Below are 25420 nucleotides of genomic sequence, written 5' to 3'. Positions count from 1 at the left end.
CCGCGCCATGGACCAGATCCTGTTCTCGCTGATGAATGGCGCCATCTACGGACTGGTGCTGTTCATGGTGTCGGCCGGCCTGACGTTGATCTTCGGCATGATGGGCGTGCTCAATTTCGCGCATGCGTCGTTCTACATGCTGGGCGCGTATTTCGCCTACATGCTGCAGGACGTACTGGGCTTCTGGCTCTCGCTGGTGGCGGCGCCGCTGCTGGTGGGGGCGATCGGCGTGGCGGTCGAGCGCTACTTCCTGCGGCGCGTGCACCGGCATGGGCATGCGCACGAGTTGCTGGTGACGTTCGGCCTGTCATTCATCATCGCCGAGCTGGTCAAGCTGTTCTTCGGCAATTATCCCGTCGACTACCGGATTCCATCCTTCCTGGATTTCTCTGCGTTCAGCATCGGCGCCACGCAGTATCCGGTGTATCGGTTGCTGATGGGCGCCATCGCCATCGCGATGTTCGTGGCCATCTACCTGCTGCTGACGCGCACGCGGGTCGGCATCGTGGTGCGCTCGGCGATCCACAAGCCGCATATGGCCGAGGCGCTGGGACACAACGTGCCGCTGGTGTTCATGGGGGTATTCGGCGCGGGCGCGATGCTGGCGGGCCTGGCGGGCGCCGTGGCCGGCGCCTTCTACACCACCAATCCCAATATGGCGCTGGAACTCGGCGTGATGGTGTTCGTCGTGGTGGTCGTGGGCGGCCTGGGTTCGCTGCCGGGCGCCATGCTGGCTTCGTTGCTGATCGGCGTGATCACCTCGCTGGCGGTGACGCTGGACACGAGCCTGGCCGATCTGCTGGCGTTGGCCGGCGCGGGCGACTGGGCGCGGGACCTGGGCGGACTGATGACGCTGAAACTGTCCAGCCTGGCGGCCACCCTGCCGTTCGCGCTGATGCTGCTGGTCCTGCTGGTGCGGCCCGGCGGGCTGATGGGCGAGAAGGCCTGACATGATGAAGAGACCCTTGATTCTTTGCCTGGCGGGCATCGCCCTGCTGGCGGCGTTGCCTTTCCTGTTGTCCGCAGGCCTGTTGAACGCGGCCATCCAGATGCTGATCGCCGCGCTGTTCGCCAGCGCCTACAACCTGCTGTGCGGACAGGCGGGCATGCTGTCGTTCGGCCATGCCGCGTACTTCGGCGTCGGCGCCTTCGCCACGGTGCATGCCATGAACGCCATCGGCGGCGCGGGGCTGCTGCCCACGCCGCTGATGCCGCTGGCGGGCGCGGTGGCGGGCCTGGCCTTCGGCGGCATCGCCGGCTGGTTCGCCACGCAGCGCAGCGGCACGTACTTCGCCATGATCACGCTGGCGATCGCCGAACTGGTGCACTCGCTGGCGCCGCACCTGAAGGGCATATTCGGCGGCGAAGCGGGCATGTCCACCATGCGCATGCCCTCCCTGGGCCTGGACTTCGGTTCCATCACGCAGGTGTACTACCTGACGCTGGCCTGGGTGCTGCTGTCGATGGCGCTGCTGTATCTGTACACCCGCACCCCGCTGGGCCGGCTGACGCTGGGCCTGCGTGAAAACAGCCACAGGCTGCGCTTCCTGGGCTATCACGTCCACGGCATCGCCACGCTGGTTTTCGCGCTGTCGGCCATGTTCAGCGGCATCGCCGGCAGCCTGCAGGCGATCTCCAACGAGTCGGCCAATTACGTGGTGTTCGACCCGGCGCTGTCGGCCGCGGCGGTGCTCAATACCTACATCGGCGGCGTGCAGGTCTTCCTGGGGCCCGCGCTGGGCGCGGCGCTGATGACGTTCTTCGGCTACGCGGCGTCCGACCTGACGCGATCCTGGCTGTTGTATCAGGGCATCGTGTTCGTGCTGGTGATGATGTTCATGCCCGCCGGCCTGAGCGGCCTGCCGGGCCTGGCGAGCCGGCTGTGCGAACGGCACGGCGCGGCCCGCATGCTGCCGGTGTTTCTGATGGCGGCGGGGGCGGCGGCGGCGCTGGCCGCGGGCACGGTGTTCGTCGTGGAAATGCTGCAGCGCCTGTTCTCGCAGGAATACCGGTCGATGCTGCGGCTCGATCCGGCCGCGCCGTGGCCGCCCGTGGAACTGCTGGGACATGCGTGGCAGGCCGGGGCCGTGGCCACCTGGGCCGTGCCTGCCCTGCTGCTGGCGGCCGGCGCACTGCTGGCCTGGGGCTGCCGCAGGGGGATGGCGGCATGCGAGACGTCTGTGTCCTCGGCCCCGCGCGGCGGGCACGCCGCCAAGGAGATCGCATGATGGCGGCCGTACTCAGCCTGCAGGGCCTGCGCAAGTCCTTCGGCCCCACCGAGATCATCCGTGGAGTGGACCTGGAGGTGCGCGAGGGCGAGCGCCATGCGCTGATCGGACCCAACGGCGCGGGCAAGTCCACGCTGTTCCACCTGATGTCCGGCCAACTGGCGCCGACGTCCGGATCGATCCGGTTCGAGGGCCGCGAGATCGCGGGCCGTCCGCCGCGCGCGATCAACCGGTGCGGCGTGGCGCGGTCGTTCCAGATCACCAACATCTTCCCGCGCCTGACCACGTTCGAGAACGTCCGCCTTGCAGTGATGCGCGCGCACGGGCTGCAGTACACGTTCTGGAAGTTCGTCGACGGCGACGCCCGCGTCCGCGACGAATCGCTGCGGCTGCTGGAGGACGTGCGGCTGGGGGCAAGGGCGTCCGCCATCGCCGGCGAGATGGCGTATTCCGAGCAGCGCTCGCTGGAGATCGCCATGACGCTGGCTTCCAATCCGCGGCTGATCCTGCTGGACGAACCCATGGCGGGCATGTCGCACGAAGAGACGGCGTACACGGCCGAGCTGATCCGCAAGGCCGCCGCCGGCCGCACGCTGATGATCGTGGAGCACGACATGGACGTGGTGTTCGCGCTGAGCGACCGCATCAGCGTGCTGGTGTATGGCCAGGTGGTGGCCACGGGCACGCCCGACGAGATCCGCGCCAATGCCGCCGTGCGCGAGGCCTATCTGGGCGGCGAGGGGCAGGCATGAGCGCCCCGCACGGAGGTGTATCAGTGAACCCGAACGATGCCATGCTGCTGGGCGTGGAGAACCTGCACGCGCATTACGGCAAGAGCCATGTGCTGCATGGCGTGGACCTGCATGTGGCGCGCGACGAGGTGGTGAGCCTGCTGGGCCGCAACGGCTCGGGGCGTTCCACCGCCATGAAGGCCATCATGGGCCTGGTCGCACCCACGTCCGGCCGCGTGCGCCTGCTTGGCCGCGACCTGGCGGGGGAACGGCCCTACACGATCTGCCGCGCCGGCGTGGCGTACGTGCCCGAAGAACGCGAAGTCTTTGCGAACCTGACGGTAGACGAGAACCTGCACATGGGCCAGCAGCCGCCCGTGGCCGGTGCGCATCGCTGGACGGTCGAGCAGATGTTCGACTACTTCCCGCGCCTGAAGGAGCGGCGCAATACCAAGGCCGGCAGCATGTCCGGTGGCGAACAGCAGATGCTGACCATCTGCCGCTCGCTGCTGGGCAACCCGCTGGTGATGCTGATCGACGAGCCCACGGAGGGCCTGGCGCCAATGATCGTGGCACAGGTCGGGGAATGCATCCAGGACATGCACCGCAAGGGGGTGTCCGTGTTGCTGGTCGAGCAGAAGCTGACCATCGCGCTGAAGGTCGCCACGCGCGTCTGCGTAATGGGCCATGGCCGCATCGTCTTCGAAGGCAGCCCGCGGGACTTGGGTGAAAACCCGTCGCTCGTCTCCCAATGGCTGGCCGTGTAGCCGGCGCCCGCCGGCCTCAACCCAGGCAATCGATACTCACATGAAGAGCAAACAGGAAAAAGTCATCATCTCGTGCGCGGTCACAGGCTCGGTCCATACGCCGACCATGTCTCCGTACCTGCCCCTGACGCCCGGGCAGATCGCCGAGCAGGCCATCGAGGCCGCGCAAGCGGGCGCGGCCATCCTGCACCTGCATGCGCGCGATCCGCGGGACGGCCGCCCCACGGCCGATCCGGCCGTCTTCGACCAGTTCATTCCACGCATCCGCGATGCCACCGATGCGGTGATCAACATCACCACGGGCGGCAGCACGCGCATGACGCTGCAAGAGCGTCTGGCCTATCCGCTGCAGGCCAAGCCGGAGATGTGCTCGCTGAACATGGGCTCGATGAACTTCTCGATTCACCCCGCCGCAAGGCGCATCGGACAGTGGCAGCACGACTGGGAGCAGCCCTACGTGGAAGGCATGGAAGACCTGATCTTCCGCAATACCTTCCGCGACATCCGCCACATCCTGAAGGTGCTGGGCGAGGAGTGCGGCACGCGCTTCGAGTTCGAGTGCTACGACATGGGCCACCTGTATAACCTGGCGCATTTCGTCGACGAGGGACTGGTGCGGGGGCCACTGTTCATCCAGAGCATCTTCGGCATCCTGGGCGGCATGGGGCCGGACCCCGAGAACCTGGTCTCCATGAAGACGACCGCCGACCGCCTGTTCGGGCGCGACGGCTACCGCTTCTCGGTGCTGGGCGCCGGCCGCCACCAGATGCCGCTGGTGACGATGGGCGCGATCCTGGGCGGCAACGTCCGGGTTGGACTCGAGGACAGCCTGTATCTGTCCAAGGGGCAATTGGCCCGGTCCTGCGCCGAGCAGGTGTCCCGCATCCGCCTGATCCTGGAGGCGCTGTCGCTGGAGATCGCCACGCCGGACGAAGCGCGCGCCATGCTGGGCCTGAAAGGGCGGCAGGCCGTGGGATTCTGACGCGCGGGGCATCCCCTCTCCGGCGTCCACCCCTGCATAACTGCTATGCCGCCTGGCGCCTGCCGTCGGGGCGTGCGGCCTACTACCATGCCGACTGTCGAAAATCACTTACAAGACAGGAGACGACATGACACTCGCGCGCGCGATCGCCGTTCTGGGGCTTTGCCTGGGCGCATCCGGGGCCGTATCGGCGGCCGGCTATCCCGACCATCCCATTCGCCTGATCGTGCCCTTTCCCGCGGGCGGCGCCACGGACCTGATGGCCCGGGCGCTGGCGCAGGGCCTGGGCGAGAAGCTGGGCCAGTCCGTGGTCGTCGAAAACCGCGGCGGCGCCGGTGGATCGATCGGCGCGGAGGCCGTTGCCAATGCCGCGCCCGACGGCTACACGCTGCTGTACTCCACCATGGGCGTGCTGACGATCAATCCGTCGCTGTATCCCAAGCTGCGCTACGACCCGCAGTCGAGCTTCGCGCCCATCGCGATGACCAACCTGACCTCGAACCTGCTGGTGGTCAGCAAGGCATTGCCGGTGAATTCGGTGGCCGAACTGGCGGCCTATGCGAAGCAGCATCCCGGAGAACTGACCTTCAGTTCCTCGGGCAACGGCACCACGAGCCATCTGGCGGGCGAGATGTTCAAGTCGACCGCCCAGGTCGACATCCGGCACATCCCTTACAAGGGCACCTCGGGCGCCATCAACGATTTCCTGGCCGGGCGCATCTCGATGATGATCGACACTTCGTCGAACTTCATCGAACAGGTCAAGGAAGGCAAGATCAAGGCGCTGGGGGTGACGCGCCGCGAGCGCCTGCCGGTGCTGCCGCAGGTGCCCTCGATCTCGGAGACGCCAGGATTCGAGAGCTATGAAGTCAGCCTGTGGTCAGGCGTGCTGGCGCCCGCGCATACGCCGCAACCCATCATCGACCGGCTGAACCAGGAACTGCGCGGCGTGATGACCGCGCCCGACATGGTGCAGCGCATGGCTTCCTACGGCATCCAGACCACCTACAGCACGCCGCAAGCGTTCTCCGAGCGCATCCGGGTGGACGGCGAGAAGTGGGCCAAGGTGATCCGCGAGTCGGGCGCCAAGGCAGACTGATCCCAAGGTCTCGCTCCGCGAATGCGGCGGCGCCGTGCATAGCTGCTATGCCAGCCCCGGCATGGCGCCGGGCGGGCATGCCGCCTACGATGCTGCTCATAAAAGCCATCACAGGATCGGAGACAGCATGAGCAAGGTGTGCGTGCCGCGCGCGGCAGGAAAGGGTGGAACGATGACGCCATGGCGGTTCGGGCGAGCATCCGCCTGGCTATCGGCGTTTCTGGTGTCAGGGGCCGCCGTCACCGCAGGCGCGCCTTGCGCAGCCACGGCGGCCGAGGCCGCCTATCCCACCAGGCCGATCACCCTGGTCAATCCCTACGCGGCAGGCGGCCCGGCCGATCTGCTGGCCCGCAGCCTGGCCCGGGGCCTGGAGCAACGGCTGGGCCAGACCGTGATCGTGGAGAACAAGGCGGGCGGCGGCGCTTCCATCGGCACCGGCTACGTGGCCCGCGCCAAGCCCGATGGCTACACGCTGCTGCTGGGCACTTCCGCCGGCCACGTGGTGACGCCGCTGATGCAGAAGACGCCGTACGACGGCGTGGATGGCTTCGCCTTCTGCTCGGTCGTGGCGGTGCAGCCCATCATGCTGGCGGTCAATCCCGCGCTGGGCGTGAAGAGCGTGGCCGACCTGGTCAAGCGCGCGAAGGCCGAACCGGGCAGGCTCAGCTATGGCTCGGCCGGCGTGGGCGGCGCGACGCACCTGGGGGCCGAGCTGTTCCAGCAGGCCGCGGGCGTCAAGCTCAACCACATTCCCTATCCCGGCGCCTCGCAAGCCATCAACGATGTCGTCGGCGGACAACTGGACATGGTCATGCTGAACCTGTCGGCCAGCCTGCCATTCATCCGCCAGGGGCGGCTGGTGGCGCTGGGCTATGCGGCGCCGGCGCGTTCGCCGCTGCTGCCCGACGTGCCCACGCTGGACGAGGCCGGCGTGTCCGGCGCGCAGTCAGCGACCTGGTACAGCCTGGCCGCGCCGGCGGGTACGCCGGACGCCATCGTGAGCAGGCTCAGCGATGCCGTGCGCCAGGTCAACCAGGATCCGCGGTACCGCCGCGCCATGCAGGACCAGGCGATCGAACTGATGGGATTGTCCCCCTCGGAGGCCCAGGCATACGTGAGAAAGGACCGCGCCGACATGCGGGCGCTGCTGGGCCGCCTCGGTCTGCTGGCCAAATAGGCGGAGGCATACGCATGAACTTCGATTTCAGCGAACTGGCGTCCGCGGATGCGTTCAAGCTGCTGGCCAGCGTGGTGGTGCCCCGCCCCATCGCGTGGGTGGTCAGCCAGTCGGCACAGGGGCAGTTGAACGCCGCGCCGTTCTCGTTCTTCAACGTGGTCAGCAGCGACCCGCCCATCATCGCGCTGGGCATCGGTCCGCGCGGCGGCCAGTTGAAGGACACCTCGCGCAATATCCTGGACAGCGGCGAGTTCGTGGTCAATGCAGTGTCCGCCGAACTGGCCGAGCACATGAACCACACCAGCCTGGACTACGAGGCCGGCGTGGACGAACTGGCCCGCGCGGGCCTGCAAACCGCGCCGTCGCTGAAGGTATCGCCGCCACGCATCGCGGCGAGCCCCGCGGCCCTGGAGTGCCGGACCTGGCAGGTGATCGAGGCCGCGCCCCGGCGCGTGATCGTGCTGGCGCGCGTGGTGGCGATGTATCTGCGCGATTCGGCTCTGGCGGGCACCGGCAGATTCCATGTGGATACGCCCAGCCTGCATCTGCTGGGCCGCATGCAGGGGGCGGGCTGGTACGCCCGCACCACCGATCTGTTCCAGATGCGCGCGCCCGATGCGGCCAACGACCCGCTGGTGCGTCCCGCGCAGGGGCATTGATCCGCTCGCGCCGGCACCGAAGAACACACTGGAGACATCATGAAGTTGCATTGGTCCCCCCGCTCGCCCTTCGTACGCAAGGTGATGATCGTGCTGTACGAAGCCGGCATCGAAGACCGCGTCACGCTGGTGCGCACGCCGGTCGCCATGGACAAGCCCAATCTCGACCTGATTCCGGACAACCCGCTGATCAAGCTGCCCACCCTGGTGCTGGACGATGGCACGGCGGTCTATGACTCCGCCGTGATCTGCGCCTACCTGAACGAGCTGGCCAACGCCGGCCTGATGCCGTCCGAACCGCGCGCGCGCCTGACGGCCGAGCGCCGCCAGGCGCTGGGCGACGGCCTGATGGATGCGCTGCTGCTGTACCGGCAGGAGCGCAACAAGCCCGCCGAACGCCAGACGCCTTCCTGGCTGGCGTCGTTCGCATTGAAGACGTCGTCGGTGCTGGACGCGCTCGAGAAGGAGGCCCCCGGTTTGCAGGCCGCGCGCCTGGACCTGGGCCTGATCGCCATCGGCTGCGCGCTGTCTTATCTGGATTACCGTTTTCCCGACCTGCCGTGGCGTGACGGACGCGCGGCGCTGGCCGGCTGGCATCGCGGTTTCTGCGAGCGTCCGTCGGTGGCGCGCAGCCAGCCCGACGACGCCGCCGCCTGACCCCATTTCAAGGATTTTCGATGAGCCGTATTCCCTTGCCCGACCCGCAGGACATGAACGACGCGCAGCGCCAGGTGTACGAGCGCATCGTGTCCGGCCCGCGCGGCCGGCTGGTGGGGCCGCTGCGCGCGGCCCTGCACAATCCCGAGCTGGCCGAGCGCTGGCAGGCCTTCGGCGCCTTGCTGCGTTTCGGCACGAGCCTGCCGCCGCGCGTCAGCGAGCTGGCCATCGTGGTCACCGCGCGCCGCTGGAACAGCCAGATCGAGTGGCACATCCACGCGCAGGCGGCCGCCGATGCCGGCATCCCGGCCGCCGTGCTGCGGGACATCCAGGCGCGCCGCGCGCCCTCGTTCGAGACCGAGGCCGATGAGGTCGCCTACGAGTACGCACGGCAGATGCAGGAGACCGGCCAGGTGGCGCCGGGTTGGTACCAGCGCGCGGTGTCGCTGTGGGGCGCCGTGGGAGTGGTGGAGCTGACCGCCGTCATCGGCTACTACACGCTGGTCTCCATGACGCTGAACGCGCATGAGATTCCGATGCCGGATGGCGCGCCCGAGCCGCTGGACGTGCCCGTCGAACACGGCATCCCCGCGTTGAGCCGCCTGGCGCCGCTGCCGGGCAAGGAGCAGGCATGACCACGGACGCGACGCAGCCCACGCCCTATGTGCCCGCGCACACCGAGACGCCGCGCATGCCGGATCGCCCGCGCCATGTGCTGCCGCCGAACGCTTGCGATGGCCATTGCCATGTTTTCGGCCCCTACGACCGGTTTCCGCTGCAGCATCCGTCCAGCTATGCCGCACCCGATGCGCCGGCGGCGCGGCACCGGCGCATGCTGGACACACTGGGCGCGCAGCGCGGCGTGCTGATACAGCCTGCGCCCTACGGCACCGATCCGTCCGCGTTGCTGGACGCGCTGGCGCAGGGGCAGGGCCGTCTGCGCGGGGTGGCGGCCGCCGATCCCGGCGTCAGCGATGCCCAACTGGCCGCCTTGTACGAGGGCGGCGTGCGCGCGCTGCGCTTCGTCGAGGCGCGCGATCCGGCGGGCAGGCTGTTTCCCGGCAGCGTGGGCTTCGATCAGTTGCCCGTGCTGGCGCCTCGGTTGAAGGCGCACGGCCTGCATGCCCAGCTGTGGGCGCCGTGCGACGTGTACCTGCGCCATCTGCCCGGCCTGGCGCGGTTGGGCATTGCGCTGGTCATCGATCACCTCGGCAGCCTGGTCCCGTCGCGCGGGCCGGACGACGCGGTATTCCAACTGCTGCGCGGCCTGCTGGCCGACGGCGGGATCTGGATGAAGCTGACGGTCTGCCGCGTGGGCAAGGCGCCGGATTACGCGGATGCCCGCTATCTGCACGACGCTTTCACGCAGGCCAACCCCGACCAGGTGCTGTGGGGGTCCGATTGGCCGTTCGTGCGCATGGGCGACAAGGCGCCCGCGGCCGATGCGCTGGTGGACATGGCGTGGGAGTGGCTGGGCGACGATGCGTTGCGCCACAAAGTGTGGGTGGACAATCCGGAGCGCCTGTACGGGTTCTGAGAACGGCGGCGCGTCAGGGGCCGACGTGCCAGACGCCTTCGCCGCCGATCTCGCGGGCCAGGGCTTCGATCTGGCTGGCGACTTCCGTCACCGTGCGGCCAGGCCCCTTCGCCCGGGCATACGCCATCGATATCACGCGGCCCATGGCGGGGTTGCGCAGCATGGCGATGCTCAGGCGGCCTTCCTGCACCTCCTGCCATACCGCGTGCAGTGGCAGCACCGTGTACATCTTCTCGTGCTCGACGATGGATTTCATCAAGGGCAGCGAATCGGCCTCGATCAGGGGGGCGATGGTGATCTTGCGCGCCCGCGCCAGGCCGTCCAGCGCGTTGCGCAATCCGTTCGGCGCGCCCGGCAGGATGAAGGGCAGGCCGTCCAGGGCCTCGAAATCGATGTGGCCGGATTGCGTGCGCGCATCGCCGGCCGCGCCCACCAGATAGGAATCCACGTAGGCCAGCGCGGTTTCGCCGGGCGGGGATTTCTCGCCATAGCGGTACAGGATGGCGATGTCGACGCGGCTGTCGGTCAGCCATTCCTCGATCTGGCCGCTGGAACCTTCCAGGATCTTCAGGTGCACCTTGGGAAACTGCTGCCGCAGCCGCGAGAACAGGCGGCGTATCAGCGGATGCGAGGTCGAGGGCAGCAGCCCCAGCGTGACTTCGCCAGCGGGTTCACGCGCCTGGCCGTTGACTTCCAGCTCCAGGCGTTCGGCGTTCTCGAGCAAGGTGCGCACCAGGGGGAACAGGCGTTCGCCCACTTCCGAAAGATGCACGCCGCGCCCGGTGCGGTTGAACAGGCGTGCGTTGCACTCGCGCTCCAGCGCGTTGATGCGCCGGCTCAGGACCGACTGGTCCTGGTCCAGGTGCAGGGCCGCCCGGGTGATGCTGCCCAGTTCGGCGATGGCGACGAAGGCGCGCCATTTGTGCAGGTCTGCGGTCAGGTCCAGGCTGGGACCCGCGGCTTTGGCGGATGGCATGGTGGCGATGGCTTGGCGTCTACAGGCCCGAGAAGGGGCGAACACACTATACGGCAGGCCGCGCGCGGGCCGGCGCGCACCGCTACTGCAGGCCCAGTTTGCCCTTGCGGATCACCTCGCCCCATTTCCTCGATTCCGCTTCCATCAGCGTCCGGTATTCGTCGGGCGTGCTGGCCTGCGGCACGGCGCCCTGGTCGATCATCTTGCGGCGCAGGTCGGGGTCCCGCAGCGACTCGGCGATGGCGCGGGCCATGCGTTCGACGATCTGCGGTGGCGTGCCGGTGGGGGCGATGACGCCGTAGTTCGATTCGACCATCACGCTGGGATAGCCCAGCTCCTTCGTGGTGGGCACGTCGGGCAGGCCCTCGAAACGCGTGGCGCTGCCCACGGCCAGGGCGCGCAGCTTGCCGGCCTTCAGGAAACCCATCACCGCCGACGCATCGCCCGGGAACATCTGCACCTCGTTGGCCAGCAGGGCCGTGACGGCCGGCGACGCGCCCTTGTAGGGCACGTGCATGATGTCGATCTTCGTTTCCTGCCTGAGCAGTTCGGCCGCCAGGTGCGGGGTCGTGACGTTGCCTGCCGAACCATAGTTGTACTTGCCCGGCTCCTTGCGGGCGGCCTCGATGAAGCCTTTCAGCGTGGTCTCGGGCATCGAGGGGTTCACCATGAACACCATCGGAATGCGCGCCACCAGCGAGACGTACTGGATCTTCGAGACGTCGTACGGCGTCTTCATCACGTGCGGCAGGCCCGAGATGGCGCCGGGCACGCCGAAGCCGAAGGTGCTGCCGTCGGGCGTGGCGCGCACGGTGGCGTCCACGCCGATGGTGCCCGAGGCGCCGGCCTTGTTCTCGACCACGATGGTGGTGCCCAGCTTCTGTCCCAGGGTGGGCGCCAGCAACCGCGCCAGACCGTCGACCGACCCCCCGGGCGGGTAGGGCACGATCATGCGGATGGGCTGGTCGGGCCACGCGGCGGCGGCCAGGGTGCCGCACAGCGCCAGCGTGACGCCGGCCATGGCGCGGGCCAGTGCGTTCAGGGGCTTCTTCATGATGATGTCTCCGTTGTGGGCGCGTCGCGCGCCTGTTATGCGTCCTGCAGTCCCAGCACCTGCTTGGCGTAGAGGTTGCGCTGGATTTCGTTGGTGCCGCTGAAGATGGTGGCCGCCAGGGCATTCACGTACGGCGCCAGGGGGTACACCTTGCCGTGGCGTTGCGCCATGGCCGCGCCGCCGTGTTCCTCGCACGCCTGGATCAACAGCGCGCCCAGGCGTTCATGCGTTTCCGTCGCCCAGATCTTCAGCAGGGACAACTCGGGCGGCAGCAGCTTGCCGGCCCGCGCCATGTCCGCGAACACCTCGTAGGTGGCGGCCAGGTCGGCGGCATCCAGGCGCAGTTCGTTCAGCCGGTCGCGGAAGGCCGGGTCGGCCAGCAGGCCGCGCTGGCGGGCCACGGCATAGATCTGCTGCAAGGCATGGTTGGCGTGCTTGGGGCTGCCGCTGAACAGGCGCTCGAAGCCCAGCAGGGCCTTGGCGATGGTCCAGCCGGCGTTCAGGTCGCCCACCAGATTGGCGCGTGGCACGCGCACCTGATCGAAGAAGACCTCGCAGAATTCCTCGTGGCCCGACAGCGTGCGGATCGGGCGGCGGGTGACGCCCGGGCTGTTCAGGTCCACCAGCAGGAAGCTGATGCCGGCCTGCTTCTTCACGGTCTTGTCCGTGCGCACCAGCATGAACATGTGGGTGGCGTCCTGGGCCAGCGTGGACCAGGTCTTCTGGCCGGTCACCACCAGTTCGTCGCCGTCGATCAGGGCTTCGCAGCGCAGCGAGGCCAGGTCGGACCCGGCGTTGGGTTCGGAATAGCCCTGCGCCCAGACGTCCTGGCCGGACAGGATGCGGGGCAGGAAGCGCTCGCGCTGTTCCTGCGTGCCGTAGCGCAACAGAATGGGGCCGAGCATGACCAGGCCCTGGTCGGGCGCACGGGCCACGCCGTGGCGTTCGGCCTCTTCGATGTAGGCGATCAGCCGCGCGGGAGACAGCCCCATGCCGCCATGTTCCCTGGGCCAGGACGGCGCGATCCATCCCTGGCGCGACAGGGTGTGGTACCAGTCCTTGATCTCGTCCCAGTGCAGCCGCCAGGGCACGTGGCGCAGGTGTTCGGGGTAATGCGCCTGGAAAAAGCGCCGCAGCATGGCGCGAAACGCCTCCTCGGGCATGGCGTTCCAGTCGGTGCCGGCCTGGCCAGCCTCGTGCGCGAAATCCTCCGTGTCCGGGGCGGATTCGCCATGGCTGTCCGGCGGCGCGGGCTCGGGCGCCAGCGCGCCGTAGCGTTGGCGATGCGCGGTGGCGTTGCCCAGCCACGCGGCATGATGCAGCGCGCTGCCGAAATACAGGCTGACGTCGCATTCTTCCGTGTAGCCGATGGCGCCGTGCAATTGCACCGCCAGCCGGGCCGCCTGCAGGCTGGCCTGCGCGGCGCGCGCCTTCACGCGGCTGGCCGCGATGCGATGGGCGCGCGGCTCGCCGCTCTCCGGCAGGGCCGCTCGCAGGCTGTTTGCGGCCAGTTCGATCTGCATGGCCGCGTCCACCAGGCGATGCTGCAGGGCCTGGAAACTGGCCAGCGTCCTGCCGAACTGTTGGCGCGTGTTCAGATAGCCCACCGTGTCGGCCAGCACCTGGCGGGCGGCGCCGATCATCTCGGCGGATTGCAGCAGCCGGCCCAGGTCCAGCGCGGCGTCGACGGCTTCCAGCGCCTGGACATTGCCCAGCAAGGCCTGTGGCTGTACGTTTTCCAGCATGAGATGGCAGGCCGGCGCGCCATCGGCGCGCGCGTGCGGCACGACCGTGATGCCCGCGGCATCCGCCGGCACGAAGAACAGGGCGGGACCGGATTCGCTGTCCGCCGACACCAGCCAGCCGTCCACGTCCGCGCCCGGCATGACGTGGCGCTTCTCGCCATTGAGCACATGGGCGCCGTCGCGCGGCGTGGCGGTGACGCCGAAGGCGCCAGCGGGCTCGGCGGCTTCGAGCTGGCCATCCGATTCCTGCCAGGCCAGCCCCACCAGCCATTCGCCGGCAATGATGCGTTCCAGCAGCGCCGCGCGGTGCGCCGCACCCGTCTGGCCCGTCAGGCGCGCCAGCACGCCGGTCGGCAGCACGGCGGCCGCCAGCAGCGGCTCCGGCAACTGCGCGCGGCCGGCTTCCTCCAGCACGGCGGCCAAGGCGGCCGCGCCCAGGCCCAGTCCGCCCAGCGCCTCCGGCACGTTCATGCCCAGCCAGCCCATCTCGGCGATTTCCCGCCACACCGCGCGGTCGGCGGGGGCTGCCAGGCGCTTGCGGGCCTTGTGGTCGCGGCGGCGCAGGAAGTCGCGGGCGCTGTCCCGTATCTCTTCCACCAACGTTTCGTCGCCTGCCAGGGCGAGCGGCGCGTTCATACGATGCCCTCCGCACGCAGCCCGGCGATCTCCTCGGCGCTCAGGCCCAGTTCTTCCGCCAGCACCGCCTCGGTGTGTTCGCCCAGCATCGGGGGCGCGGTTGCCACGCCGATGGGCGTGTTCGAGAAACGGATGGGATTGCGGATGTAGGGCATCTCGCCCAACCGGGGATGGGGCATGCGCCCCAGCATCTGGCGATGGCGTATCTGAGGATCCTGGAAGACCTGTTCCATCGTGTAGATGGGGCCGCAAGGCACCTTGGCCTGCTCCAGCGCCTGGTTCCAGTCGGCCACCTTGCGCCGTTTCATCGCGGGCTCCAGCAGGGCCGACAGTTCGGCCTGCGCCGCCGCGCGCCTGGGGTTGGTGGCGAAGCGCGCATCGTCGGCCAGCCCGGGCAGGCCGATCACCTGGCAATAGGCGCGGAACTGCGTGTCGTTGCCCACCGCCACCATCAGGTGGCCGTCTTCGCACTCGAAGGCGCGGAACGGCGCCGTGATCTGCGAGGCCGAGCCGGTGCGGGCGGGTTGCTGGCCGCTGGCCAGGTAGTTCATGCCGATGTGCGACATGGCGGCGATCTGCGAATCCAGCAACGCCAGGTCGATGTGCTGTCCCTGGCCCGACACCTGGTCGCGGTGGCGCAGCGCGGCCAGGATGGCGCACACCGCGTAGAAGCCCGCCGTCAGGTCCGACACCGAATAGCCCGCCTTGACCGGGCCCGCGCCCGGCTCGCCGTCGGGCACGCCCGTCACGCTCATCAGGCCGCTCATGGACTGGAAGATCGGATCGTAGCCGGGCAGGTGGCTATAGGGGCCGTCCTGGCCGAAGCCGGTGATCGAGCAGTACACCAGGCGTGGATGCAGCGCCGACAGGGCGTCGTAATCCAGCCCGTAGCGGCGCAGGTCGCCCGCCTTGAAGTTCTCGATCAGGATATCCGCCTTTCCCGCCAGCCGGCGGATCAGCGCCTGGCCCCGCGGACGCGCCATGTCGATGGTCAGCGAACGCTTGCCGCGGTTCATCGCCACGAACGACGAGGTTTCGGTGCCGGGCCTGCCGTCCGGGCCGGGCATGGGATAGCCCTGGTGGCGCACGTCGTCGCCCCGGCCGGGACGCTCCACCTTGATGACCTCGGCGCCGAAGTCCGCCAGCATCTGCGCGGCCCAGGGGCCCGAGAACACGCGGCTGAGATCCAGCACCTTCACGCCTTGCAGCGCTCCTGCCATATCGTCTGTCTCCTTCCTCGTTGCCATCGCGCCCGCGCCGCGCTGGCGGCGGCTCGCGGCGGGCGCGCGGTGATATCGCGCAGGCCGGTCAGCGGCCCTGGAACACGGGTTCGCGCTTTTCCAGGAAGGCGCGGCGCGCCTCCTGTGCGTCCTCGGTCCTGGCGATGGCGGCCGTCATGTCCTGTTCGTAGCGGTAGCCGTCGCGCAGGCTCATCTCCTCGATGGCGTTGAGCGTCTGCTTGGCCAGCATCGAGGCCAGCGGGCTCTTCGAGGCCAGTTCGCGGGCCAGGTCCATCGCCCGGTCCATCAACTGGTCCGCCGGCACCGAGGCTTCCACGATGCCCAGGCGGTACAGTTCGTCGCCGTCCACCCGCAGGCCCGTCAGCATCATGCGGCGCAGCCGCGAGTGGCTGAAGAGGCGCATGCCATGCCGGCCGCCGCCCAAGAGGCCCACGTTGATCTCGGGCAGCCCCACCGTGGCGGTCGAGGCCGCCAGCAGGATGTCGCACGAGGCCACCATCGCCAGCCCCGCGCCCAGCGCCGCGCCGTTGATGGCGCCCACCACCGGCTTGCTGCATTCCCGGATCGCATGGAAACACTCGCGGGTGCGGCGCGAATGCTGCGGCAGGTCGCCCGGCCCCTTGATGGTCGTGGCGCGGTTCTTCAGGTCGGCGCCCGCGCAGAAGGTCTTGCCCTGCCCGGACAGCAGCACCGCGCGCACCTCGGGCGTCTCCGAGATGCGGTCCAGCACCCAGGACAGCTCGTTCATCATCTCGGTGGACAGCGCGTTGACGGGCGGATTGGCCAGCAGGATGACGGCCACGCCGTCTTCCAGGCGCACGTCCAGCGCGGTGTAGGGGCCCGTCAGGGCCTCGGGCATGCTCATGGGTGTCTCCCCCCTGGGGTTGTCAGATGATCTTTCGGGCGCGGTAGTCTTCGATCCGGGCATCGCTCAGGCCCAGTTCGGCCAGCACCTCGTGCGTGTGTTCGCCCAGCAGCGGGGGCGCGCGGTCCACGCGCAGGTCCGCGCCGCCGAAGCGCAGCGGCGTCATCACCTGCGGCACCAGGCCCGCCGCCGGATGCGGCAGATGGCGCAGCATGCCGCGGTGCACGACCTGCTCGTCCTCGAACACCTCGGCCACCGAGTTGATCGAACCGGCCGGCACGCCTGCGTCCTTCAGCTTCGCCAGCCAATGGGCGCGCGGCTGGCTGGCCAGGATCTCGTCCAGGATGGGGTCCAGCTCGGCCTGGTTCCTGACACGCCGGCCATTGGTGGCGAAGCGTTCGTCGCGGGCCAGCTCGGGCCTGCCGATCACGTCGCACAGCGTCACGAACTGCGCGTCGTTGCCCACCACGATGATGATGTCGCCATCCGCGCACGCGAAGGTGCGCTGCGGCTGGATATTGGGGTGCGCGGTGCCGGTGCGCCTGGGCACGCGGTTGCCCAGCAGGAAATTCATCGCCTGGTTGGCCAAGAGACCGACCTGCACGTCCAGCATGGCCACGTCGACGTACTCGCCACGCCCCGTCTGCGTGCGGCGCAGCAGCGCGGCCACGATGCCCAGCGCCGCGTACACGCCCGTGCTCAGGTCCACGATGGGCACGCCGACCTTCTGCGGGCCGCCGCCCGGCTTGTCGTCGCGTTCGCCCGTCACGCTCATCAGGCCGCCCATGGCCTGGATGAGGAAGTCGTAGGCGGGTTCCGCCGCGCGCGGGCCGGTCTGGCCGAAGCCCGTGACCGAGCAGTACACCAGGCGCGGATTGACCTCGGACAGCGATTCATAGTCCAGGCCCAGCCGGGCCAGCGTGCCGACCTTGTAGTTCTCCAGCACCACGTCCGCGTCGCGGCACAGGGTTCGGACCAGTTCCTGGCCCTCGGCCGTCTGCAGGTCCAGCGTGATGGAGCGCTTGCCGCGGTTGGTGGCGACGAAATAGGCGCCGTCGGCGGTGTCCTCGCCGTCCTCGTCCTTCAGGAACGGCGGCCCCCACGACCGTGTGTCGTCACCGCGTCCGGGACGCTCGACCTTGATGACGTCGGCGCCCAGGTCCGCTAGGATCTGGCTGGCCCAGGGGCCGGCCAGCACACGGCTCAGATCCAGCACCTTGATGTTCGATAACAGCGGCTGCAAGGCCTACTCCCGGGGAATTCTGACGATGACGCCAGTCTAGGAATCCCCGGGCCGAGCAGGCAGGGCCGGCGGCGGCATAGCTGTTATGCGGTTTGCATCACGCATCCGGGAGTACGCTGGGGGCCGTTCATCACCCGGCGGCTGACACGCATGACGCAAGGCTTCGATTGCTCCCCGGACCGTCCGCTGCCCGCCGATCTTCTCGCGCACTTCCGGCGCATCCAGGCGCAAGGCCTGGCGACCCCGCGTCCGGACAGAACCGCCTGCTCGCCGAGGCGGATGCGAGGATGCCTGCGGGGCAACGGGCATTCCATCCCCTGGTCCGGGTGCTGGATGGCGTTGCATTGGACGATCCGCAGACCAGCAATCGCCATCTCTACGTCATGGCGGGGCCGTTGCGCGGGTCGGTATTTTCCCTTTCGCACGACGACGCAAGCCGCGTGGTGTATGCATCGCTACCGGACTATCTGGCTCAGGCCCGGCTGGCGCGCGATGACGGCGCATTGCTCGAAAACCGCCATCCCGAGGTTTCTCCCTCCGCCGGGGATCAACCGGCACTGGCTGCGTGATGCGGGCCTGCGTGGCAACGGTGGGCGGCATCGAGGCGGCGCTCGCGCGGACCGCTTAAACTCGGTCGGTTCGCCCCCTCTCGCCCTGGTGACCTGAATCATGCGCCGCATCCGCACGCCGAGCATGGCCGCGCTGAGCGCGTTCGAAGCCGCTGCCCGCCACGAAAGCTTCACCCTGGCCGCCCGTGAGCTTTCCCTGACGGAAAGCGCCGTCTCGCGCCAGATCAGCCTGCTGGAAGCGGGGCTGGGCGTGTCGCTGTTCATCCGCGTCAAGCAGCGCGTGACGCTGACCCGCTCGGGCCGCCTGTACAGCGAGCAGGTGCGCGAAGCCCTGCGCGCGCTGCGGCGCGACACGATGTCCATCGCCGCGCACGGCAGCGGACGCGGCAACCTGGAGCTGGCCGTGCTGCCCACGTTCGGGCAGGAGTGGCTCATTCCGCGCCTGCCGCGCTTCTATGCGGCGCATCCCGACATCCGCATCAACATGGGGGTGCGGACCGCGCCTTTCTCGTTCGAGGAAGAACACTTCGACGTCGCCATCCACCATGGCAAGCCGGTGTGGCCGCACGCGAAGCTGGAGCTTCTGTTCGGAGAACGCATGATCGTGGTCGCGCGCCACGACCTGATCGGCGGCCGCATCGAGCGCGCCGAGGACCTGTGCGAGTTCCCCTTGCTGTACTCGACGACACGGCCCGAGTCGTGGCGGCAGTGGTTCGATGCCGCGGGCGTGCCGTTCAGGCCCGATGCCGTGCACAGCGCGGGGTTCGAACTGCAGTCGCTGGTGGTGCGCGCGGCCGAGTCGGGCCTGGGCGTGGCGCTGGTGCCCGAGTTCTTCGTGCCCCAGTCGGCCTGGGACAACGGCCTGGTGCGGGCGCACCCACTGGCGTTGCCGGGCGAGGACGCCTATCAGCTGTCCTATCCGCTGGAAATGCACGACAAGTACCCCTTGCAGTGCTTCCGGCAGTGGATCCGCGCCGAGGCCAGGCAATTCGCGCTGGAACAGCAATTGCCCACCTGGTGACGCATTGTCCTCATCGTTATCCCTAGTTGTCCCAGGGCGAGACTCGATGTTGATGAGTAATACTCATTACATGGCAACTATTTATTGCTTTACGCCGGCCCGCTGCGCGCCAAAAATGGATCGGTTCTGGGCAAATTATTCGGAGATCCCCTGATGAATGGCGCGAAGAGCCTGGTCAAGACGCTGCTGGCAGCCGGCGTCGACACGTGTTTCGCCAACCCCGGCACCAGCGAGATGCACTTCGTGGCCGCGCTGGACCAGGTCCCCGGCATGAAATGCGTGCTGGGCCTGCAGGAGAACGTCGTCACCGGCATGGCGGACGGCTATTTCCGCATCGCCCGCAAGCCCGCCTGCACGCTGCTGCACTGCGGCCCGGGCCTGGCCAACGGCATGGGCAACCTGCACAACGCGCGCCGCGCGCGCAGCGGCATCGTCAACATCGTGGGCGACCAGGCCACCTATCACCGTCCGTTCGACGCGCCGCTGACCGCCGACACCACCGGCATGGCGCGGACCGTGTCGCAATGGGTGCGCACCAGCATGCGCAGCGAAGACCTGGGCCGCGACGCGGCCGAGGCCATCGCGGCCGCGCAGGTATTCCCGGGCCAGATCGCCACGCTGATCCTGCCCGCCGACACCTCGTGGAACGAGGGCGGCGTGGTGGGCGCGGCGGCCAGCGTGCCGACGCCGCCGGCCATCGACGGCAACGCCATCGAGAACGCGGCGCGCACGCTGCGCCAGCATGGCAAGGACACCCTGATCCTGCTGGCCGGCCATGCCGTGCTCGGCGAGGCGCAGAAGCTGGTGTGGCGCGTGGCGCGGGCCACCGGCGCGGCCGTGATGGCCGACTACGTCACCGCGCACGTCTCGCGTGGCCGCGGCCGGCTGCAGCTCGAACGCGTGCCCTACGTGATGGAAGCGGCGATCAAGGCGCTGGAGCGCTTCAGGCACATCATCCTGGTCAACGCCAAGGGGCCGGTGGGCTTCTTCGGCTACCCGGGCATGCCGTCCGAGCAGTACGCGCCCGACGCGCAACTGCACGTGCTGTCGCGCCCCGACCAGGACCCGGTGCAGGCGCTGGCGGGTCTGGCGAAGGCGCTGAATGCGCCGGAAGCCGAGATTCCCGATCCGGGGCCGCGTCCCGGGATCGCCACGGGCGCGCCCACGCCCGAGGGCCTGGCGCAGACGCTGGCGGCGCTGATGCCCGACCACGCCATCGTGTCCGACGAGAGCGTGTCGTTCGGCCGAGGCTTCTACAAGTTCACGCACGCCGCGCCTCCCAACGATTGGCTGCACCTGGCGGGCGGCGCCATCGGCGACGGCCTCCCCGTCGCCACGGGCGCGGCCATCGGCGCGGGCAAGCAGCGCCGCGTGATCAGCCTGCAGGCCGATGGCTCGGCCATGTACTCGCTGCAATCGCTCTGGACGCAGGCGCGCGAGCAACTGCCGTGCACCACGATCATCCTGAACAACAGCAAGTACAACATCCTGATCGGCGAGTACAAGAACGTGGGCGCCACGCCCGGCGCCACGGCCATGAGCATGCTCGACCTGGGCAACCCCGGCATCAGCTGGGTCGGCCTGGCCAACGCGATGGGCGTGGAGGGCGCCCGCGCCACCACGCTGGAGCAGTGCGCCGACCTGATGAAGAGCAGCTTCGGCAGGGCGGGGCCGTTCCTGATCGAATTGATGATCTGACGGCGGCGCGTGCGGTCCGGGCGGGCGCCGTGCACCGTACACGGCGAGGCGCCCGAAAAGGAGGACCGGATCGACTGCGCATGCCGAATGCGGCAGCGCACTGGCGGCAGCCCGGAAAGAGGCGCGGGCCATGACAGCCTCGGCAGCATAAGGAGACAACACCCATGAAAACAATGTCGATCGTGAAAGGCCTGGCGGCCCTGGCGCTGGCGGCCGCGAGCGTCGCGGCCCAGGCGCAGGCATATCCCGCCCGGCCCATCACCCTGATCGTGCCGTATCCCGCGGGCGGCACCACCGACTTGGCCGCGCGCATCATCGCGCAGGCCATGGGGCCGTACCTGGACCAGTCCATCGTGGTGGAAAACCGCGCGGGCGCCGGCGGCAACATCGGCATGGGCATCCTGAAGCGTTCGCCCGCCGACGGCTACACCATCGCCATGGGCACCGTCGGCACGCAGGCGATCAACCAGTCCATCTATCCGGACATGCCCTTCGACGCGGCCAAGGATTTCGCGCCCTTGGCGATGGTGTTCACCACGCCCAACGTCATCGCGGTGCGCAAAGACTCGCCGATGAAGACCCTGCAGGATCTGTTGGCCAAGGCGCGCGCCAGCAAGGACCGCCCGATGACGTACGGTTCGCCTGGCGTGGGCTCCTCCGTGCACCTGACGGGCGCCTATCTGGAGCAGATGGCCGGCATCAAGATGCTGCATGTGCCCTTCAAGGGCGTGGCGGCCTCGATGCCCGCGCTGATCGGCGGCCAGATCGACATCCTGATGGACAACCTGCCCAGCACCCTGGCCCAATTGAAGGATGGCAGCCGCGTGCGCGCGCTGGCCGTGACCTCGGCGCAGCGTTCGGCGGCCTTGCCCGACGTGCCCACCGTGGCCGAGTCTGGCCTGAAGGGCTTCGACGTGACGGCCTGGTTCGCCCTGTATGCGCCCGCCGGCACGCCGGATGACGTGCAGAAGAGGCTGATCGACGCCGCGAACAAGGCGCTGGCCTCGCAGGGCGTGAAGGATCAGTTTGCCGCGCTGGGCGCCACGCCCGGCACGATCAGCGGCAAAAAGCTCGGCGCCTTCGAGGCCAGCGAACGCAAGCGCTGGAGCGCGCTGATCAAGGAGAGGAACATCACGGTCAACTGAGGGCTCGATCGTCCGGCATCGCTCCACGGGCGAACGGCGGCGCGCACGCGGCCGCGCGGTCTGCCAGGGACTCAGCCTTCCTTGCGCAGGCGCGCCAGGAAGCGCTCTATGCGGCCGATGGCTTCCGTCAGGTCTTCCATGTTGGGCAGGAACACCATGCGGAAGTGGTCGTGGTTGACCCAGTTGAAGCCGGTGCCCTGGACGATCAGCACGCGTTCCTGGTCCAGCAGGTCGTAGGCGAACTGCTGGTCGTTCTGGATCGGATAGACCTTGGGATCGAGCCTGGGGAACAGGTACAGCGCGCCCTTGGGCTTCATCACGTGCACGCCCGGGATCTGCGTCAGCAGGTCGTAGGCCAGGTCGCGCTGGCGGCGCAGGCGGCCGTTGGGGCCGACCAGGTCGTTGATGCTCTGGTAGCCGCCCAGCGCCGTCTGGATGGCCAACTGGCCCGGGGTGTTGGAGCACAGGCGCAGCGAGGCCAGCATGTTCAGGCCCTCGATATAGCCTTGCGCATGGCGTTTCTCGCCCGACACCACCATCCAGCCCGCGCGGTAGCCGCATGCACGGTAGTTCTTGGACAGGCCGTTGAAGGTCAGGATCAGCACGTCGTCGCACAGCGAGGCCATGCTGATGTGTTCGTGCCCGTCGAACAGCGTCTTGTCGTAGATTTCGTCGGCCAGGATGACCAGGCCATGCTCGCGCGCGACCTGGATGATCTCCAGCAGCGTTTCGCGCGGATACAGGGCGCCCGTGGGGTTGTTCGGGTTGATGACCACGATGCCGCGCGTGCGCGGGGTGATCTTGGCGCGGATGTCGGCGATGTCGGGCAGCCAGCCCGATGCCTCGTCGCACAGGTAATGCACCGGACGGCCGCCGGACAGGCCGGTGACGGCGGTGTACAGCGGGAAGTCGGGCGAGGGGATGAGCAGTTCGTCGCCGTCGTTGAGCAGCGCGTTGATGCTCATCGAGATCAGCTCGGAGGCGCCGTTGCCCAGGTAGACGTCGTTGACGTCGACGCCCTGGACGCCCTTGCTCTGCATGTAATGCACGACGGCCTTGCGCGGCGCGAACAGGCCCTTGCTGTCGGTATAACCGGCGGCATCGGCCACGTTGCGGATGATGTCCTGCACGATCTCGTCCGGCGGCTGGATGCCGAAGGCCGCCACATTGCCGATGTTCAGCTTGATGACCCGCTGTCCCGCCTCTTCCATCTCCCGCGCTCGGTCCAGCACGGGACCGCGAATGTCGTATGCAACGGCGTTGAGTTTGGTCGACTTGTCTATGACTTTCACGACGAATAATCCTACGGGGGGAAGAGAGCGGTTGGCCGGCCATGATAAATCATGGCAAGCGGGCGACGCGGACTGTCCGGAATCTGGATGACAAGGTGTCATGGTGGACCGGCCGGAAAGCGCGAAAGCGGTACGCTATCGGCTTCGCGCGTCTTTTTTGCGGCGCGTCCGTACCGTGTCCCCGTTTCTTCCGCCGCCAGCCGGCGTGCCGCTCCATGATGAATCCCTCCGCAGACCCCCAGGCGCGTTCCCGTCAGGCCGAGGGGGGCTGGTCGGCCCCGAACGTGCTCGGCCGCCTCAGTGGCGCCTGGACCTTCGAGCGGGGCATTTCCAACCAGGCCAACATGACCGGACGGGCCCGTTTCCTGCCGGGCCAGGGCGATCACCTGCGCTACGAAGAGTCGGGCACGCTGATCCTGCCCACCGGGCAGGCGATCCAGGCGCACCGCTCCTACCTGTATTTCGCGCTGGAGAACGGCTTCAGCGTCTGGTTCGACGAGCCCGAACCCCGCCTGTTCCACGAAGTGCGGCTGGCCGCCGCCGGCGACGTGCTGCGCGGCGCGGCCACGCATCCGTGCGGGCGGGACCAGTACGACACGGTGTACGAGTTCCGGCCCGATGGTTCGTTCCTGATCCGCCACGACGTGAAGGGGCCGCGCAAGGACTATGTCTCGGTGACGGTGTTCCGCCGGGATGAATCCCCCTCGGCCCCTGGGGACCTGTCGCCGGATGGTTTTGGGCAGCCGTCAGCCTGACGGTCTAAGCTGCCTTCTGGCGCGGCACGGGCCGCGGCAGTCACCGGAGTATCGAAGATGAAGAAAGCCCTGTTGGCCATCGCGGCCGCCGTGCTGGCCCCTCAACTGGCCTGGGCGCATGCGCACCTGGACAAGTCCACCCCCGCCGCCAACAGCGCCGTGGCCTCGCCGGCATCCATCAGCGCCACGTTCACCGAGCGCCTGGAACCGGCGTTCTCCAGCCTGTCGGTGACGGGCGCGGACGGCAAGGCGGTGGATCTGGGCCGGGCCGCGTTGGACCCAGGCGATGGCAAGACGCTGGTGCTGACGGTGGGCAAGCCCCTGCCGCCCGCGGACTACAAGGTGACGTGGAAAGTGCTGTCCAAGGACGGCCACAAGACGAACGGCCAATGGGCCTTCACCGTGAAGCCCTGATTCCGTGAGCACGCTGGAGACGGCCAACGTCGTCTGCCGCTATCTGGCTGCCCTGGCGCCGATGCTGGTCTTCGGCGGACATTGCATGCTGGCCGCGTGCGGCCGGTGGCCAGCCGCCGCCCAATTGGGGCTGCGCCTGCGGCCGCTGTGGCGGGCGTTGGCGGTGGCGGGCCTGCTGGCGACCCTGCCGCTGCTGGGCATCCAGGCGGCCTCGATCACCGGCGATCCGGCCGGGATGACGTCGCCCGGCACGCTGTGGCAGGTGGCCAGCCAGACCGCCTACGGCCAGGCGTGGATGGCCAAGGCCTGCGCCGCGGCCGCCCTGTGCGTGGCGCTATGCCTGCCGGGCGTGCGTGCCCCGGCGTGGCTGGCGGTGCTGTCCGGCTGCGCGCTGGCCGCCACGGCCGCCAGCGGCCATGCCCGCATGGACGACGGCCTGCTGGGCCTGGCGCACGTGCTGAACAACATCCTTCACGTCCTGTGCGCGGCATTCTGGCTCGGCGCGCTGGCGGTGGTGCCGCCGCTGCTCGGCCTGTGGCGCACGCATCGCGGGCTGGCCGTGCCCATGCTGATGCGGTTTTCCACGCTGGGCCATGTTGCCGTGGCCGGCGCCTTGCTGACCGGAGGCGTGAATGCCTGGCTGATCCTGCGGCGGGTGGGCGTGGATGCCGGCTCCGCCTACCAGCAATGGCTGGCCGCGAAGATCCTGGCGGTGCTGGCGATGGTGGTACTGGCGCTGGTCAATCGGTACGTGCTGGTGCCGCGGCTGGCGGGCGACGCCGGTGCGCTGCGCCGGCTGCGCCGGCAGACCGCGTATGCCTTGTGCGCGGGGGCGCTGGCGGTTCTGAGCGTGGCCGTGCTGGGCACGCAATCGCCTGGATGAACGGGCGGCTTGGTGCAGGCCCGGGGGTGGCGGATAATGATCCCCT

At 68.7% G+C, this 25420-nt stretch carries 25 protein-coding genes; 18 read left to right on the top strand and 7 right to left on the bottom strand.

The features are described 5' to 3' along the window. Positions 1-7 precede the first annotated feature (7 nt). The 11 genes from A6745_RS00860 to A6745_RS00810 all read left to right on the top strand — a co-directional run bounded on the left by A6745_RS00860 (position 8) and on the right by A6745_RS00810 (position 9837). Positions 8-949, top strand: a complete 942-nt coding sequence (locus A6745_RS00860) for a branched-chain amino acid ABC transporter permease (RefSeq protein WP_066122453.1) — start codon at positions 8-10, stop codon at positions 947-949. Positions 950-953: 4 nt separating this feature from the next. After that, complete coding sequence (locus A6745_RS00855; RefSeq protein WP_066123657.1) at positions 954-2228, top strand: branched-chain amino acid ABC transporter permease; 1275 nt, start codon at positions 954-956, stop codon at positions 2226-2228. After that, positions 2225-2980: an ABC transporter ATP-binding protein gene (locus A6745_RS00850; protein WP_066122450.1), complete on the top strand. Its 756-nt coding sequence runs from the start codon at positions 2225-2227 to the stop codon at positions 2978-2980. The genes A6745_RS00855 and A6745_RS00850 overlap by 4 nt, the downstream gene beginning before the upstream one ends. 41 nt (positions 2981-3021) lie before the next feature. Beyond that, positions 3022-3726, top strand: a complete 705-nt coding sequence (locus A6745_RS00845) for an ABC transporter ATP-binding protein (RefSeq protein WP_066123654.1) — start codon at positions 3022-3024, stop codon at positions 3724-3726. Positions 3727-3766: 40 nt separating this feature from the next. Continuing rightward, complete coding sequence (locus tag A6745_RS00840) at positions 3767-4708, top strand: BKACE family enzyme (RefSeq protein WP_066122449.1); 942 nt, start codon at positions 3767-3769, stop codon at positions 4706-4708. A 127-nt stretch (positions 4709-4835) separates the two neighbouring features. Next, on the top strand, positions 4836-5807 hold the full coding sequence (locus A6745_RS00835) for a Bug family tripartite tricarboxylate transporter substrate binding protein (RefSeq protein WP_066122446.1): 972 nt from the start codon (positions 4836-4838) through the stop codon (positions 5805-5807). Between the two features lie 127 nt (positions 5808-5934). Continuing rightward, positions 5935-6984: a tripartite tricarboxylate transporter substrate binding protein gene (locus A6745_RS00830; RefSeq protein WP_407922711.1), complete on the top strand. Its 1050-nt coding sequence runs from the start codon at positions 5935-5937 to the stop codon at positions 6982-6984. Between the two features lie 14 nt (positions 6985-6998). Continuing rightward, positions 6999-7643, top strand: coding sequence for a flavin reductase family protein (locus A6745_RS00825; protein ID WP_066122440.1), 645 nt, complete (start codon positions 6999-7001; stop codon positions 7641-7643). Between the two features lie 39 nt (positions 7644-7682). Further along, the gene (locus A6745_RS00820; protein WP_066122437.1) at positions 7683-8300 is read left to right on the top strand and encodes a glutathione S-transferase N-terminal domain-containing protein; all 618 of its coding nucleotides are present in this window, start codon (positions 7683-7685) and stop codon (positions 8298-8300) included. A gap of 20 nt (positions 8301-8320) precedes the next feature. Beyond that, the gene (locus A6745_RS00815) at positions 8321-8935 is read left to right on the top strand and encodes a carboxymuconolactone decarboxylase family protein (RefSeq protein ID WP_066122434.1); all 615 of its coding nucleotides are present in this window, start codon (positions 8321-8323) and stop codon (positions 8933-8935) included. Continuing rightward, a complete protein-coding gene (locus tag A6745_RS00810; protein ID WP_066122431.1) occupies positions 8932-9837 on the top strand; it encodes an amidohydrolase family protein in 906 nt (301 codons plus the stop codon). The genes A6745_RS00815 and A6745_RS00810 overlap by 4 nt, the downstream gene beginning before the upstream one ends. 13 nt (positions 9838-9850) lie before the next feature. On the opposite strand, the gene A6745_RS00805 is transcribed toward A6745_RS00810, so the two are convergent. The 6 genes from A6745_RS00805 to A6745_RS00780 form a co-directional block, all read right to left on the bottom strand. Beyond that, complete coding sequence (locus tag A6745_RS00805; RefSeq protein ID WP_066122429.1) at positions 9851-10813, bottom strand: LysR family transcriptional regulator; 963 nt, start codon at positions 10811-10813, stop codon at positions 9851-9853. An 82-nt stretch (positions 10814-10895) separates the two neighbouring features. Further along, positions 10896-11867 carry a Bug family tripartite tricarboxylate transporter substrate binding protein gene (locus A6745_RS00800; protein WP_066122426.1) on the bottom strand — a complete coding sequence of 324 codons (972 nt, stop codon included), beginning with the start codon at positions 11865-11867 and terminating at the stop codon, positions 10896-10898. Between the two features lie 35 nt (positions 11868-11902). Then, positions 11903-14248: an acyl-CoA dehydrogenase gene (locus A6745_RS00795; RefSeq protein WP_066122423.1), complete on the bottom strand. Its 2346-nt coding sequence runs from the start codon at positions 14246-14248 to the stop codon at positions 11903-11905. After that, positions 14245-15468, bottom strand: a complete 1224-nt coding sequence (locus tag A6745_RS00790) for a CaiB/BaiF CoA transferase family protein (protein WP_066122420.1) — start codon at positions 15466-15468, stop codon at positions 14245-14247. Before A6745_RS00790 ends, A6745_RS00795 begins: the two co-directional genes overlap by 4 nt. Positions 15469-15556: 88 nt before the next feature. Next, the gene (locus tag A6745_RS00785) at positions 15557-16354 is read right to left on the bottom strand and encodes an enoyl-CoA hydratase/isomerase family protein (protein WP_407922710.1); all 798 of its coding nucleotides are present in this window, start codon (positions 16352-16354) and stop codon (positions 15557-15559) included. A 22-nt stretch (positions 16355-16376) separates the two neighbouring features. Beyond that, positions 16377-17597 carry a CaiB/BaiF CoA transferase family protein gene (locus A6745_RS00780; RefSeq protein WP_066122417.1) on the bottom strand — a complete coding sequence of 407 codons (1221 nt, stop codon included), beginning with the start codon at positions 17595-17597 and terminating at the stop codon, positions 16377-16379. Between the two features lie 344 nt (positions 17598-17941). Between A6745_RS00780 and A6745_RS00775 the strand changes: the two genes are divergently transcribed. From A6745_RS00775 to A6745_RS00760, 4 genes are all read left to right on the top strand, one after another. Then, positions 17942-18166 carry a hypothetical protein gene (locus A6745_RS00775; RefSeq protein ID WP_156513238.1) on the top strand — a complete coding sequence of 75 codons (225 nt, stop codon included), beginning with the start codon at positions 17942-17944 and terminating at the stop codon, positions 18164-18166. Positions 18167-18266: 100 nt separating this feature from the next. Beyond that, entirely contained in the window at positions 18267-19187 is a 921-nt protein-coding gene (locus A6745_RS00770; protein ID WP_066122411.1) for a LysR substrate-binding domain-containing protein, read from the top strand. Positions 19188-19340: 153 nt separating this feature from the next. Continuing rightward, positions 19341-20885 (top strand): acetolactate synthase large subunit, encoded by a 1545-nt coding sequence (locus A6745_RS00765; protein ID WP_066122408.1) that lies wholly within the window; start codon positions 19341-19343, stop codon positions 20883-20885. 164 nt (positions 20886-21049) lie between these two features. After that, entirely contained in the window at positions 21050-22030 is a 981-nt protein-coding gene (locus A6745_RS00760) for a Bug family tripartite tricarboxylate transporter substrate binding protein (protein ID WP_082852827.1), read from the top strand. 71 nt (positions 22031-22101) lie between these two features. On the opposite strand, the gene A6745_RS00755 is transcribed toward A6745_RS00760, so the two are convergent. After that, positions 22102-23322, bottom strand: coding sequence for a pyridoxal phosphate-dependent aminotransferase (locus A6745_RS00755; RefSeq protein WP_066122402.1), 1221 nt, complete (start codon positions 23320-23322; stop codon positions 22102-22104). Between the two features lie 215 nt (positions 23323-23537). Here A6745_RS00755 and A6745_RS00750 point away from each other — a divergent pair, with 215 nt between their 5' ends. The 3 genes from A6745_RS00750 to copD are packed head-to-tail and all read left to right on the top strand — an operon-like array spanning position 23538 to position 25374. Beyond that, positions 23538-24077, top strand: coding sequence for a DUF6314 family protein (locus A6745_RS00750; protein WP_066122399.1), 540 nt, complete (start codon positions 23538-23540; stop codon positions 24075-24077). A gap of 57 nt (positions 24078-24134) precedes the next feature. After that, a complete protein-coding gene (copC, locus tag A6745_RS00745) occupies positions 24135-24491 on the top strand; it encodes a copper homeostasis periplasmic binding protein CopC (RefSeq protein ID WP_066122398.1) in 357 nt (118 codons plus the stop codon). 4 nt (positions 24492-24495) lie between these two features. Next, positions 24496-25374: a copper homeostasis membrane protein CopD gene (copD, locus tag A6745_RS00740; protein WP_066122396.1), complete on the top strand. Its 879-nt coding sequence runs from the start codon at positions 24496-24498 to the stop codon at positions 25372-25374. Positions 25375-25420: the final 46 nt, after the last annotated feature.

Origin of the sequence: Bordetella ansorpii, assembly GCF_900078705.1 — a bacterium.
GTDB classification, from domain to species: domain Bacteria; phylum Pseudomonadota; class Gammaproteobacteria; order Burkholderiales; family Burkholderiaceae_B; genus Bordetella; species Bordetella ansorpii_A.
This window is presented reverse-complemented; position numbering and strand designations above follow the sequence as displayed.